Here is a 12611-nt window from a genome sequence, read left to right on the forward strand (position 1 = left end):
CGGCGCGGGGGAGCAGCGTGCCGAGTTTGATCAACTGCTGCTCGATGGCATCCGGTGAAGGCAGGTTTGGAGTTCGGTCCTTGTTCATGTCATCCTCATTGGTTTTGGGGTTTCTCGGTTGCAAACTCTGCAATTCTTCTTTTGCACGCGCGTGATGCAAGGAGTGCCCAACTCGATCGTCTCGTGATGCGCACGGATCACGGCGGCGCAGGCGAGTCCGCGCCCGAATCGCTGAGAGAATCGCATGCCAGTGATCAGGTTCGTTGTCGCTCTGGAGGAGGTTGTCCTTTGCTACAGGCCGCCGGAGGGCGAGTCAAGCCGCGGTGAAAAAACCTCCACGGCGGCGCGGAAGGTGTCCAAGTGCAGCGGCAGCAGCTTCTTTCGTAGCGGTTCCTCATATCCGCCGACGGACGACCTTGGCGGGCTTCGAATCAGGGACCAGCTTGAGTTCCTGAGGATAGATGCCGCTGCCCCATCCGACGGCATGGACGCCGGCTGCGATGATGGTTCCATCTTCGTCCCGCTCCAACCCGACGATCGCTTCGGCCCCTTTCAGATAGCACTCGTAGAGGAGAGCTGCTCCGCCGCGCCAGACGACCTTCTCCATCTTCACGGCGTGCCCGATCTTTCGGCCCTTGCAGGTGACCTTGAGCCTGCCGCCTTCGGTGGTGTCCCGAACCCCGTCGGTTGAACTTGCAGTAGGCACGGAACGAGTTCCGTCATCCGAGAGCTTGAAGGTCGCCGGGCCGCGCAGGATGACGCGCCACCGCCGCCACGGGTTCGGCTTCCGGGGTTTCTGTGGCGATGCGTATGCTGGGGAAGTGTTCATGTGCGTTCAGGAGAAAGAATCAGTTCAGTTCTGCGGAGTGGTGCTGTCCGGTGCCGCGCCCGGTTTCGACGGGGCTTCACGCTGCGCGCATCGCAACGAGCGCTGCAGGCTGAAGCGGCGTGCTTGCGATGCGGGCTGGTTCCAATGAACACGCGCCACCGGCGATGGTGAAACATGCGGACCGGGATTCTGAACCCGGCGATTCCATTCGAGCCGTCATTCGAGTCGTGCATACAGACGCATCCTAAGCGAACCCCTCCGACAACCACAGTCCATGGCGCGGGAATTCGCCCGCGGGCGATCGATCCACCCGGCGCGTCATCCCGCTACCACCACGTGGCCAACGCGCGGCTTGATGCCTGGAAGGCCCGTGCGCACTCTGCCGCGGTGAAGGACGCCTACCACCAAACCGTGTTCCTTGTGCTGGACGATGGGAAGTCGTGGCCGCGCGAGTTTGCCGTCCTCACGGCGTGCAACCCGGACGGCACGCTCATCGGGGACGACGAAAACGCGCGACGGACGGAAGCGCTACGACGCCAACTCGAAGCGCGCGGCTTGGTGCTCGGCCGCGTGGACGGTTGTTCGCCCGACCTCGTGCATCGCGAACCTGGGTTCGCGGCCCGGCTCACCGTCGAGGACGCGGTCGTGCTTGGACGGTGGTTCCAGCAGGAAGCGGTTTTCTTTGTGCGCGGCGACGAGGTATTGCTGGTGCCGTGCGATGGTGCCGTGCCCGTTTCGCTCGGATCTTGGCAGAAACGCGCCATCACGACCCGGGGCATTGCGCGCTGACGTGGACAAGCCGGTCGGGGGGCTCGAAGCGGCGCATTGGCGGTCGTGGGTTTCCGGCGATGCGCCTGCATTGGCTGACTTGCGTTCGCCGCGCACCCAGTCCGCGGCCTTCTGCGCCTTGGACGCGGCCGCGAGGAGGAAGCGCCTGTCCGACTTCAGCGCCTTGAGCCAATGCTGCAGGTAGGCTGCCGAGTTCTTCGCGGTCTTGGACACCATCCCCGTTTCCGCGCACAGGAACGTCGCGCCGAGTTCCGCCACCAGTTCTTCCCGCGCAGACGAGGCGGCAGAGCGCGTCGGCGGCATCGAGACTCGGATGCTCAGAACGCGTTATTCGAAATCGCCCCATCCGGGATCCAGGACCATGCTGTCGACTTCTGTCGCCCCGGTCCCATCGCCGGTTGGCCGCTTCCCCAAAATCCAATCGCTGGCCTTCTGCGCGTTGCCGGCGGCCCAGAAGAGGAACCGCTTGTCGTGACGCAGCGCCTTGAGCCAGCTCTGCACGTAGGCGGCGGAGTTCTTGGCCGTGCGCGACTGGAAGCCCGCCTTCGCGCACAGGAACGACGCGCCCAGTTCCGCGACGAGTTCCTCCCGCGCATAGGCCTCGACACAGTCCCGCCGCCACTTGCCTTTGAGCAGCCGTTGGGTCCGCTTCTCGTGTCCTGTCGAGTGCACGAGTTCATGGAACAGCGTCGCATAAAACTCCTCCACTGAAATGAAATCATGCCGGCTCGGCATCCCGACAATGTCCGCGTGCGGCCGGTAGTAAGCGCGGGTGTCGTTCTCGCGCATGACGGGCGGGTCGATGTAACCCCGGACAATCTGCTCCGCCTCCTCGATGGGATGAAAGTCAACGCTCGGCCCAGGTGGCCTGTGTTTTTCGAGTCCCTCGGTCTGGTCGAAGTTGAACACGTCGTGGATACGCACCATGAGATGCGGGACATGGATGTGGCGTCCCGAACCGTCCCGGGTGAGATAGGTGCACCGCCGGACGCAGAAGACAAAGCTGGACTTGTCGAGTTGGTCGGCGCGGATTGCCCCGCCGAGCTTGGCCGCCTGCTTGGCCGTGATCCACCAGCTTGTCTTGTAGCCGCAGCACTTACGTTGAGACTCAAGCACGAAGGAGTTGAGGCATTGATACTCCCGCTTGGAATACAGGTTGGCTGGCAACTGGCAGAACCACGGCCTCTGCCACGGCATCTCGCCTTGTTCCATCGCGGCGATCAGTTCCGCGACCAGCTTGTCGTAGAGGGCGTCGGCCTTGGACTTTGGCTTCGGCTCGGCGGCGACATTCTCGCGAAGGGCGGTTTCATGCGCAGACTCCTCGGCTGCGCCAGGGTGCGCGACCTCTTCCACCCAACTTCCCGGCTCGGCCATCAGATAGGTCGCTGGGTCGCTCATGACTTCCTCGCGCGCTTGGGGTTCGCCGGTTTTTTGTAGCTGGGCACAGATGCCTGCTCGGCGCACCACATTTCCCCGGAGCTCATCTTCCGATGGCTCGCGCTCAGGTAACAAGCGAGCTTGCGGGAACGGCCGTCCCAGCCGTCCTCGGCGATGCGCCGCTCGACGTCGTCCAACGAGCGGAGGGCGTCCTGCACCGCGGGCGTCGGCGCGTAGCGTCGAAACTCCGCGCCGGCCTCGCGCAGGAGCGAGTGCGCGCCGCGTTCATCCCCGGCGTCCATCCGGCGCGTGACTTCCTGCAACACCTTGCCCGCCTGCTGCACGGCCACCCAGCCGATCACTTCGCCGTTCTGCTTCACCTGTCCCGGATCCTGCGTGGCCTGGATGCGCACGGTTTGCGTATAGGTGCGCGACACGAGGCTGTCCGCGCCGACCTCGTCATACACCACCTCCACGCCGAGCAGTTGCTCGCCTTCCAGGCTCACGACGGGCCGGTTGTTCACCACGGGCAGCGGCAGCACCTTCACCGCGAAGCACACGACCCGCTCCTCTTCGCTCACGAAATCGCCAAGCGCAAACTCCCAGCGGCCATCGGGCAGCCGCGTCGCCGGATACTCGCCGAGCGGCAGGAAGTCCTCGCAAAAGTCGAGCTTCTGAAGCCGCAGCCGCGCGTTGTGCGCGGACAGCCGCTGAAGCCCGTCGAGCTCGGCTGTGAAGATGGCCGGGAGCTTCTCCGGCGACGCCGCGTCGTAGAATGCGCCGTTCGTGGAGCGCGCCATCCCGGCCAGGAGGTCCTCGTTGTAGCCGTCGCCGAGGCCGAGGCAGGCGGTGCGGATGCGGTCCTGCTCGAGTCCCGCCGCGGTGAGGCGCTGGACGGCGCCGGGTTCGACGATGCCGCAGTTGAGGTGGCCGTCGCTCAGGAGCAGCAGCCGGCGCGAGGCGGCCGGCGGCGCCTTGCGGAGTTCATCGCGGCCGAGGAGCCAGCCGCCCGAGAGGTTGGTGCTGCCGGCGTCGCGGATCCCCGAGATGGCGTGCTGCACGGCGGATTTGTCCTTCACCGCTTCCAAGGGCACGACGACCTGCGCCTCGGTGTCGAATACCACGAGGCCGAACTGGTCCCCGGCGCGGAGGTGTTTCACGGCGAGCGCGGCGGCCTGTCGGGCGTGGTCGAGCGGCGCGCCCGCCATGGACCCGCTGCGGTCGAGCACGACGCAGAAGGCGGCGGGCGCGGGCCGCGGCTGTGCAAGGGACTCCGCGGTGAACTTGAGCGCGAAGAACACTGGCGTGGGTTGGTTGGCGAGGATGGTCTGGTGGTCGAGATGGGATTCGATTTTCATAAACGGACTCTACCATGCCCCCTCGGACAAATGCGGTCCGAGCTGCGAGAAATCTCTCGAGCCGTCATGGGGCGGGATTTCACCGGGTTGGCCGAGGCCGGGAGTGCTCACGAATTCTGCTCCCGGCTCGCCGCATGGCGCCGCTGCAGGTCGTGAGGTAGATGTCGGGCATGTTGCTGGAGAACGTCCAGCGGATTCGTTGTGCCAGCGAAGGAAAGCCGTTCGTCGTGCAGGGTCGGGTGACGGATTCCGGATCAACGGGGGAGAAACACGAGGTCCGCCTGTCGCTGAATCGCCTGTCCGAGGTCGGCAGGAAGCAGGCGGGTGGATGCCTGAACCGCCGATTGCACGCCAGCCGGGAGCCCGGACACTCCAGTTCATCCGCCCACTTCAGCGCGCGCCTCGGCTGCGAGCGCGGTGCTGAGGTAGCGTTCGCCGGTCGAGGGGAGAATGGTGACGACCATCTTGCCCTTGTTCTCCGGGCGCCGGGCCACTTCGATGGCGGCCCAAACGTTCGCGCCGGAGGAAATACCGACGAGCAGGCCCTCCTCCTTGGAGAGCCGGCGCGCCATTGCGAATGCGTCGTCGTTGCTCACCTGCACGCATTCCGTGATCTGTGCGTTGCCCTGTGCGTCCTTGAGATGGAGGTTGTTGGGGACGAATCCCGCGCCGGTGCCTTGAATCTTGTGCGGTCCGGGCTTCACGGGCTGGCCGGAGAGCGTCTGCGAAATGACGGGCGAGTCCTTCGGCTCCACTGCGACGGCCGTGAAACTCGATTTGCGCGCGTGCAGGACTTCGTAGCAGCCGGAGATCGTGCCGCCGGTGCCGACCGCGGCGACAAGGATGTCCACCTTGCCGCCGGTGTCCTCCCAGATTTCGAGCGCGGTGGTCTTGCGGTGGACCTCGGGATTGGATGGGTTGTTGAACTGCTGCGGAATCCACGAGTTGGGGGTTTCCTTGGCGAGTTGCTCGGCGCGGGTGATCGCGCCTCTCATGCCCTCGGCGCCGGGGGTGAGCACAAGCTTGGCGCCGAGCATGGCGAGCAACACGCGGCGCTCGACGGACATGGTCTCGGGCATGGTGAGGATGAGCTTGTAGCCCTTGGCGGCCGCGACGAAGGCGAGTGCAATGCCTGTGTTGCCGGAGGTGGGCTCGATGATCACGGTGTCCTTCGTGAGCACGCCGCGGCGCTCGGCATCCTCGATCATGCTCATGCCGATGCGGTCCTTGACGGAGCCGAGGGGGTTGAAGAACTCGCACTTGACGAGCACGGCGGTGGACGAATCCACGCCGAGGCTCTGAGGGATGCGGTTGAGGCGCACGAGCGGTGTGCGGCCGATGGTTTCGACGATGTTGTTATAGATGCGGCCCATGGCGGTGAGCGTGGAGGTTCAGTGTCGCGTCAAGCGCCGCGGATTCTGGCCGAACGGGTGGACGCGGCAAGCGAGATTTTTGGTTTCGTCCTGGTTGCTGATGGCGGGAATGAAAACACGAGCATCGGCGAGACACGCGCGAAGCCTCGATAGCGCATCCACCCGCACGTTTTCACGCTTTTCCCCTGTGCGCGGGCCGTTCTCCGGGGAAGAAGACGATTGTGCTGACCCGGCTTACTCCGCGGCGGCCAGTTCCATGTCGCGCGTGTAGTAGAGAATGCGGCCGCAGTGGGGGCAGGTGTTGAGCTCGTCGGCGGTCCGGCACGCGATGAGCACTTGCGCGGGAAGTTTCATGTGGCAGCCGCCGCAAACCGCGTGGTCGATGCCGACGAGGACGTTGCCTCCGCGTTGCTTGAAGATCCGTTCGTATCGGTGCAGGACGGCTTCGTCCACCGCGGCCGCGAGGTCTCCGCGGCGGGCCTGCACTTCGGCGAGTTGCTGCTGCAAGTTGGTTTCCATCGAGGCCAGCGCGGACACGGCGACGTCGGCTTCCTTCCTGATCTCCCCGGCGGCCCGGTTGGCGGCGGCGATTTCGCGGGCGAGCGCGTCGGCCTGCTCCATGAGCTCGAGTTGGGCGTCCTCCAGCTTGGCGATCACTTCCTTGCAACCGTCGATTTCATGGGAGAGGGCGCGGTATTCCTCGTTCTTGCGGGTCTGGAGTTGTTGGGCGCCGTATTTCTCGATGAGCAGCTTCTTGGCGTCCACTTCGAGTTCGAGTTTCTTGCGCTCGGACTCGATCTTCTTGCCGCGCAGCTTCGTTTCGTCGAGGTTGGAATTCGCGGCAAGGAGCTTGGTTTGGGTGGCCGCGCGTTGCGGGGCGATGCCCGCGAGTTCGGTCTGCGTGCGCAAAATTCTGCGGTCGCAGTCCTGCAGGATCAGCAGCTTTTCAATCACGTCGTGCATTTGACTTCGTCCTTCGGTTCGCGAAAGTTATCGGCCGCGCAATGGCAAGTCAATGACCGCGGCTGCAGTTTGAACAAATCCGCGGCGCAACCATTCCAAACGGCAGTGAAACTCAAGACCATGAAACCTTTGCCCCAAGCTCTCCTGCTTCTCGCGCTCGCGTCCGCCCTCGCAGCGCCCGGTTCCGCGGCGGACAAACCGTCGCCCGCCCTCGAGATGGCGCGACAGTTGAACCAGGCCTTCATCGAAGTCGCCGACAAGGCGTCCGCGTCCGTCGTCGTCCTGCGCGTCGCGCACAAGCCCGGCTACCAGTCGCCCGAGGAGGAGGCCAATCCGTTGTGGGAGATGGTGCCGAAGGAATTCCGCAAACAGCTCGAAGACCAGATGGAGCGGCGCCGCCAGCGCCGGCAGCGCAGCAGCGAGCCGATCTTCGACGGGCAGGGTTCCGGCGTGATCATCCGCGAGGATGGCTACATTCTCACCAACCGCCACGTGGTGGACGGCGCGGAGAAGATCAAGGTGAAGTTGAAGGACGGCAAGGAATACGACGCCGAGATCAAGGGAGTGGACGCGCTCAGCGACATCGCCGTGATCAAAATCACCGCCAGGGGATTGCCGACGGCGAAGCTTGCCGATTCGGACAAAACGCGCGTGGGCGAGTTTGCGATCGCCATCGGTGCGCCGTTCGATCTGGATTACAGCGTCACGTTTGGCCACGTGAGCGCGAAGGGCCGCTCGCGGATCATTCCGAATTTCGTCGGGGGCAACCGCATGGATCAGGATTTCATCCAGACCGATGCAAACATCAACCCTGGCAATTCCGGCGGGCCGCTTGTGAACATTCATGGCGAAATCATCGGCATCAACACGCTCATCCGCGGCATGAGCACGGGGATTGGTTTTGCGATTCCTTCCAATCTCGCGCGCCGCGTCTCCGACCAGCTCATTGCCGAGGGGCGCTACGCGCGGCTTTGGCTTGGCGTGGGCGTCGAGCCGCTCGGAGAGACCGACCTCCGTTCACTTGCCCGCGGCGTCACCGAAGGACTCGTCGTCGGTTCAATCGAGCGCGATGGCCCGGCGGCCAAATCCGACCTCCGGCCCGCGGACATCATCACCACCGTGGACGGCAAGCCGGTGCGGCAGGTGCAGGACTTGCGGAACGAAGTGCGCTCCAAGAAGCCGGGGCAGGCCATCACGCTCGACGTGGTCCGCAATGGGAAGAAAATGCAGGTCAAGGTCACACCGGAGGAAATGCCCGACGACCCGGCGCTCGCGCGGCGGACGCCACCCGAGCCGGAGCCCACGGCGAATTCCATCGGAGTTACCGTCCTTCCCGTGTCCCCGGAACTGGCGGAGAAGTTCAACCTCAAACAATCGCAGGGGCTCGTCGTATTGCAGGTGGAGGAGGACAGCCCCGCGGATGCGAAGGGCATCCGCCGCGGCGACGTGATCACGGAGATCAACCAGAAGCCCGTGAAGTCGATCAAGGATTTCACCGAAGCGCTCAAGGCAGGCGACCTGAAGAAGGGGGTCACCGTCAAGTTCGTCAGCCGCGGCACGACGTTGTCCGAGGTTTTGAAGGAGCCGAAGTAAGCGGGTTGCGATTCTCACTGGCAATCGTCACGGGCCGGCGTAGGCTCGCGCCATGAAACTTCCCGCATTGGTTGTTGCCGCCGTCTGCCTCGTCACCGCGTCCTGCAAGAAGGACGAGCCCGCACCCGCGCCCAAGTCGGAGCCCAAGAAGAATTCGCACCTCGACAGCAACTCGAGCGGGAATCCCATGACCGCGCCGGTGGATTACCTCGGCGCCGTCGCGAAGGCCAAGCGCACGGCCGAGAAAGTCACCGAGGAGGCGAGCCTTTCGAAGCACATCCAGATGTTTCAAAGCCAGGAGGGGCGCTTCCCGCAGAGCCTCGACGAGTTGGTGAAGGAAAAATACATCCCCGCCGTGCCGCCGCCTCCTTTCGGCCACAAGTATCAATACAATCCCGCCAGCGGCGAATTGAAGGTCGTGCGGCAATGACCGCGGAAACCGCGGTCCCTTGGGTGGTTTTCGGAAATCCGTTTGACTTGAATAGGCCAATGCAGATAATCCGTTGTAACCACTCCATATGCCGAGACTCGTCCTACTCAGCGAAGGCTTCACGGGACGTTCCTTTGAGCTGAAGACCGAGAAGTCAACCGTCGGGCGGCACGAGGACAACACCTGCCAGATTCCGGCGGCTTCCGTCTCAGGTCACCACGCCGAACTTACGATCAAGGGCAACGACCTCCACGTCAAAGACCTCGGCTCGACCAACGGCACCTTCATGAACGGCGAGGCGGTTCAGGAAACGGTCGTCCAGCCCGGCCAGATCATCCGGTTCGGAATGATCGAGGCGCGGTTCGAAGTGTCCCCGGCACCCGGCGCCCCGCCGCAGAAAAAGGTCTTGGACAAGACCACCGTGGTGCCGCAGGGCGTCAAGCTCAACGAACTCGAGCAGGGCACCCAGAAAGTCACGTTCGACGCCAAGAATTCCCCGTTCCAAAAGAAGAAGAACACCGTCCGCAACATCTTCATCTTCATTGCCATCATCCTCGGCCTCGGCATCGTCGCCGTGTTTATTCTCCTCATCCGCGGGGGATGAGGCATCGTCGGTGTGTTGGTGATGCTCTTCAACTGAGCCCGCGGACGGGTGCGGATCGTGTCGTCGCGGGTTCGCGCGCTGCCCCTTGGGTCGCAGCAACGCGGTTGGTCAGCCTTTGCGCAGCCACCCCGCCACGTCCACCGCCGAATACGTGATCAACACATCCGCACCCGCGCGTCGCATCGCGAGCAGGCTTTCCAACGTCACCGCGCGTTCGTCGATCCATCCCTTCGCCGCCGCCGCCTTGATCATCGAATACTCCCCGCTTACCGCGTAAGCCGCGGTCGGGTATCCAAATTCAGTCTTCACCCGCCGGAGGATGTCGAGATACGCCAACGCGGGCTTCACCATCACCATGTCGGCGCCCTCGGCGAGATCGAGCGCCACTTCGCGCATCGCTTCGTCGCCGTTCGCGGGATCCATCTGATACGTCCGCCGGTCCCCGAACCGCGGCGCGGACTCCGCCGCTTCACGAAACGGGCCATAAAAAGCGGACGCGAACTTCGCCGCATAGGACAAGATGGGAATGTCTTCGAATCCCGCCTTGTCGAGCCGCGCGCGAATCGTGCGGACGCGCCCGTCCATCATGTCGCTCGGCGCCACGAGGTCCGCGCCGGCCTCCGCGTGGCTCAACGCGGCCTGCCCGAGCAGCTTCAACGTGGCATCGTTCACCACCTCCCAGTGCATCCTCCTGCCCTGCCGCACCAAGCCGCAGTGGCCGTGGCTCATGTATTCGCAGAGGCAGACGTCCGTGATGACCAGCAGCTCGGCGAACTCGCGCTTCAACGCCCGCACCGCCTGCTGCACCACGCCGTTCTTCGCCCAGGCGCCGCTCGCGCGATCGTCCTTCACCGCCGGGATGCCAAACAACAACACCGCCGGAACGCCCGCCTTCACCGCGGCCTCGGCGTCCTTGAGCAACTCATCGCACGAGAACTGGAACACACCCGGCATCGAGCCGATCGGTCGGCGCTCCTTGCGCCCGGCCCGCACGAACATCGGCAGGACCAGTTGCTCCGCGCTCAGCCGCGTCTCCGCCACCAGTCGCCGAAGCGCCGGCGTTCGGCGCAAGCGTCGCGGACGATACGCAGGAAACTGGCCGCTCGGCACAAAACTCATGGCGCAAGTCTAGGAATCGCCGCGACACTTCAAAGGTCAAAGTTTCGCCGCGGCATGCCTCGCGAGCCTGAATCGGAATTGACTCAACATCTGCCCCGACTGAAATTGGGCGCCGAAAACAGCGGATGCCCTCCACCCAGCCCATACTTCCCTCGAGAGGCCGTCGCGCCCCGACCCGGGACCACCTTCTCTCCGCTCCAACCGGCCATCGGCAACCGGCAACCGGCAATCCCCGCGTCCCGACCGTGGACGCCATCATGGTCGAGGAACGCGCAGCCTCGTTCACCAAGCGCAGCATCAAGACGTCGTCCAAACTCGCCGGCCTCAAGCTCGCCGTCTCGATGATGGACCTCACCACGCTCGAGGGCAAAGACACGCCGGGCAAGGTCGCGTTCCTGTGCCGCAAAGCCCTGCAACCGCTCGACCCCAGATACGACGTGCCCCCGTGCGGCGCGGTCTGCGTGTATCCGAACATGGTCAGGTTCGCCCGGCGATTCCTCGGCGAATCGTCACCGGTGCACGTCGCCTCAGTCGCCACGGGCTTCCCCAGCGGCCAATACCCGCTCCCGACCAAGCTCACCGAAGTCCGCCGCGCCGTGGCCGAAGGCGCGGACGAAATCGACATGGTCATCGACCGCTGCGCCTTCCTCGCCGGCGACCACGCGCGCGTCTTCGACGAAATCGCCGCGACCAGACAGGCGTGCGGCGCGGCGCACTTGAAGGTCATCCTCGAAACCGGCGAACTCGTCACCTACGACAACGTCCGCGTCGCAAGCCGGCTTGCGATGGACGCGGGCGCGGACTTCATCAAGACCAGCACCGGCAAGGTCGCGCCCGCCGCCACCATGCCCGTCACGCTCGTGATGCTGGAAGCCATCCGCGACCACTTCTTCGCGACCGGTGTGCGCATCGGCATGAAACCCGCCGGCGGCATCCGCACCGCCAAGCAGGCGTTGCACTACCTCGTCATGGTCAAGGAAACCCTCGGCGACGACTGGCTCACGCCCGACCTGTTCCGCTTCGGCGCGAGCACACTCGTCAACGACGTCCTCATGCAAATCGTCAAGACCGTGGACGGCAACTACCAGGCCGCGGATTACTTCTCGCTGCCGTGAAGTTTGACCACGTCGCGGAAACCATGCAGACTGACGTGAATATGTCAGCGTCGACCAAAGAACTTGTCGCACTCGCCACGGCCGCGTTGAAGGCGACCGTGGCGCGGACTTGCGGGTTCATGAAGTAGGCGCCGGGCACCACTTCTGCCAGCACACCGAAGCTTGCGGAGTCTTCGGCCTGAAGTTCCTTCACCGCGTCACCGGGTTTGCGGCCCTTCGCGTTTTGCAAAATCTTTTTCAGCCCAGCTGCCAGGTCGGGCCGCACGGCGAGTAACTGGTCGAGTCCTTCACCGGCCGCGCCGGCTGCGCTCGCAGAAAGGAATCCTTCACTGGCAGGAATCAGCACGTCAGCCAGGCCGGCCAGCGTCGTGCGCTCGTTCAGGTCGAAGTTCATGGAGTTCTGTCAGAGTTCCGGGGAGCGCACGCGTCACGCGTGCAGCCGAGGGCGTCACGCCGTCGGCTTCGTAATCTCACTCTTTTCCGAGTTCGACCATCGAGAGTGTCGAAGCTTGCGGCATGACGCCGCAAACGGCACGCCGGCGGCGTGCGCTCCCCGTGCTGGTTGATCGCGTTCATGCTGCCACCGTCTGGTTGCGCCGGTCCTCGACGAGGTGTTCCGCGCAGCGCAGCGCGAGCGCGGCGATGAACGGAGCGCGCGGGGTCAGTGCCCATCGTGGCGGTGGCGAGCAGGTGCCAGCCGGTCTCGCAGATGAGCGGCGCGATCACCGTGCCGCCGCCGACGGCATTGTAGAGCACCGCGCCGATGTCGGAGTCGGTGTCGGAGATGGGATAGTCCGCAGGCGCCTTGCGTCGATTCGGATTCGCCGCCCAATAGCTGCCGGCCGTGACTTTGTAGTCCGGGTGACCGGCGCGCGCCTTCGAGTAATCGGGCCAGTCGCCCTGTTCCAGCACCACGACGCTCATGCCCGCCTCGGCGAAGCGCTTCGCCGCCACCGCGCCGGTCGGCCCCGCGCCGATGATGAGCACATCGGGGGTTGGATTCGAACCGGAGGCGCTCATCGTCGCATCGCTTGCAGTGGTGCGGCGGAAGACTGTCCGCG

Annotated in this window: 13 protein-coding genes; 5 read left to right on the top strand and 8 right to left on the bottom strand. The window is 64.5% G+C overall.

Annotated elements, in window-relative coordinates:
- Positions 1–394: 394 nt before the first annotated feature.
- Positions 395–829: a hypothetical protein gene (locus FJ386_07215; GenBank protein MBM3876492.1), complete on the bottom strand. Its 435-nt coding sequence runs from the start codon at positions 827–829 to the stop codon at positions 395–397.
- Between the two features lie 174 nt (positions 830–1003).
- Between FJ386_07215 and FJ386_07220 the strand changes: the two genes are divergently transcribed.
- Positions 1004–1618: a DUF3293 domain-containing protein gene (locus tag FJ386_07220; GenBank protein ID MBM3876493.1), complete on the top strand. Its 615-nt coding sequence runs from the start codon at positions 1004–1006 to the stop codon at positions 1616–1618.
- A 327-nt stretch (positions 1619–1945) separates the two neighbouring features.
- Here FJ386_07220 and FJ386_07225 read toward each other — a convergent pair whose 3' ends face one another.
- From FJ386_07225 to FJ386_07240, 4 genes are all read right to left on the bottom strand, one after another.
- The gene (locus tag FJ386_07225) at positions 1946–3016 is read right to left on the bottom strand and encodes a DUF1738 domain-containing protein (GenBank protein MBM3876494.1); all 1071 of its coding nucleotides are present in this window, start codon (positions 3014–3016) and stop codon (positions 1946–1948) included.
- Positions 3013–4353 carry a VWA domain-containing protein gene (locus tag FJ386_07230; GenBank protein ID MBM3876495.1) on the bottom strand — a complete coding sequence of 447 codons (1341 nt, stop codon included), beginning with the start codon at positions 4351–4353 and terminating at the stop codon, positions 3013–3015. The genes FJ386_07225 and FJ386_07230 overlap by 4 nt, the downstream gene beginning before the upstream one ends.
- Positions 4354–4730: 377 nt before the next feature.
- On the bottom strand, positions 4731–5726 hold the full coding sequence (cysK, locus tag FJ386_07235; protein ID MBM3876496.1) for a cysteine synthase A: 996 nt from the start codon (positions 5724–5726) through the stop codon (positions 4731–4733).
- A 234-nt stretch (positions 5727–5960) separates the two neighbouring features.
- Positions 5961–6689 carry a hypothetical protein gene (locus FJ386_07240; GenBank protein MBM3876497.1) on the bottom strand — a complete coding sequence of 243 codons (729 nt, stop codon included), beginning with the start codon at positions 6687–6689 and terminating at the stop codon, positions 5961–5963.
- Between the two features lie 120 nt (positions 6690–6809).
- Here FJ386_07240 and FJ386_07245 point away from each other — a divergent pair, with 120 nt between their 5' ends.
- From FJ386_07245 to FJ386_07255, 3 genes are all read left to right on the top strand, one after another.
- A complete protein-coding gene (locus tag FJ386_07245; protein MBM3876498.1) occupies positions 6810–8282 on the top strand; it encodes a PDZ domain-containing protein in 1473 nt (490 codons plus the stop codon).
- 52 nt (positions 8283–8334) lie between these two features.
- On the top strand, positions 8335–8712 hold the full coding sequence (locus FJ386_07250; GenBank protein ID MBM3876499.1) for a hypothetical protein: 378 nt from the start codon (positions 8335–8337) through the stop codon (positions 8710–8712).
- An 88-nt stretch (positions 8713–8800) separates the two neighbouring features.
- The gene (locus FJ386_07255; protein MBM3876500.1) at positions 8801–9316 is read left to right on the top strand and encodes an FHA domain-containing protein; all 516 of its coding nucleotides are present in this window, start codon (positions 8801–8803) and stop codon (positions 9314–9316) included.
- 108 nt (positions 9317–9424) lie between these two features.
- On the opposite strand, the gene hemB is transcribed toward FJ386_07255, so the two are convergent.
- Positions 9425–10435, bottom strand: coding sequence for a porphobilinogen synthase (gene hemB, locus FJ386_07260; GenBank protein MBM3876501.1), 1011 nt, complete (start codon positions 10433–10435; stop codon positions 9425–9427).
- A gap of 257 nt (positions 10436–10692) precedes the next feature.
- Here hemB and deoC point away from each other — a divergent pair, with 257 nt between their 5' ends.
- On the top strand, positions 10693–11550 hold the full coding sequence (gene deoC / locus FJ386_07265) for a deoxyribose-phosphate aldolase (GenBank protein ID MBM3876502.1): 858 nt from the start codon (positions 10693–10695) through the stop codon (positions 11548–11550).
- Here deoC and FJ386_07270 read toward each other — a convergent pair.
- Together FJ386_07270 and FJ386_07275 are read right to left on the bottom strand one after the other, a co-directional pair.
- A complete protein-coding gene (locus FJ386_07270) occupies positions 11498–11944 on the bottom strand; it encodes a hypothetical protein (protein ID MBM3876503.1) in 447 nt (148 codons plus the stop codon). The genes deoC and FJ386_07270 overlap by 53 nt on opposite strands.
- Entirely contained in the window at positions 11941–12570 is a 630-nt protein-coding gene (locus tag FJ386_07275) for an FAD-binding protein (protein ID MBM3876504.1), read from the bottom strand. The genes FJ386_07270 and FJ386_07275 overlap by 4 nt, the downstream gene beginning before the upstream one ends.
- Positions 12571–12611: the final 41 nt, after the last annotated feature.

It is taken from the genome of Verrucomicrobiota bacterium (genome assembly GCA_016871675.1).
Taxonomy (GTDB): domain Bacteria; phylum Verrucomicrobiota; class Verrucomicrobiia; order Limisphaerales; family VHCN01; genus VHCN01.

Coding starts and splice junctions, on each gene's coding strand:
- FJ386_07225 (MBM3876494.1), bottom strand. CDS start 3,016: ATGAGCGACCCAGCGACCTATCTGATGGCCGAGCCGGGAAGTTGGGTG.
- hemB (MBM3876501.1), bottom strand. CDS start 10,435: ATGAGTTTTGTGCCGAGCGGCCAGTTTCCTGCGTATCGTCCGCGACGC.
- cysK (MBM3876496.1), bottom strand. CDS start 5,726: ATGGGCCGCATCTATAACAACATCGTCGAAACCATCGGCCGCACACCG.
- FJ386_07270 (MBM3876503.1), bottom strand. CDS start 11,944: ATGAACTTCGACCTGAACGAGCGCACGACGCTGGCCGGCCTGGCTGAC.
- FJ386_07220 (MBM3876493.1), top strand. CDS start 1,004: ATGCGGACCGGGATTCTGAACCCGGCGATTCCATTCGAGCCGTCATTC.
- deoC (MBM3876502.1), top strand. CDS start 10,693: ATGGTCGAGGAACGCGCAGCCTCGTTCACCAAGCGCAGCATCAAGACG.
- FJ386_07215 (MBM3876492.1), bottom strand. CDS start 829: ATGAACACTTCCCCAGCATACGCATCGCCACAGAAACCCCGGAAGCCG.
- FJ386_07230 (MBM3876495.1), bottom strand. CDS start 4,353: ATGAAAATCGAATCCCATCTCGACCACCAGACCATCCTCGCCAACCAA.
- FJ386_07250 (MBM3876499.1), top strand. CDS start 8,335: ATGAAACTTCCCGCATTGGTTGTTGCCGCCGTCTGCCTCGTCACCGCG.
- FJ386_07255 (MBM3876500.1), top strand. CDS start 8,801: ATGCCGAGACTCGTCCTACTCAGCGAAGGCTTCACGGGACGTTCCTTT.
- FJ386_07245 (MBM3876498.1), top strand. CDS start 6,810: ATGAAACCTTTGCCCCAAGCTCTCCTGCTTCTCGCGCTCGCGTCCGCC.
- FJ386_07275 (MBM3876504.1), bottom strand. CDS start 12,570: ATGAGCGCCTCCGGTTCGAATCCAACCCCCGATGTGCTCATCATCGGC.
- FJ386_07240 (MBM3876497.1), bottom strand. CDS start 6,689: ATGCACGACGTGATTGAAAAGCTGCTGATCCTGCAGGACTGCGACCGC.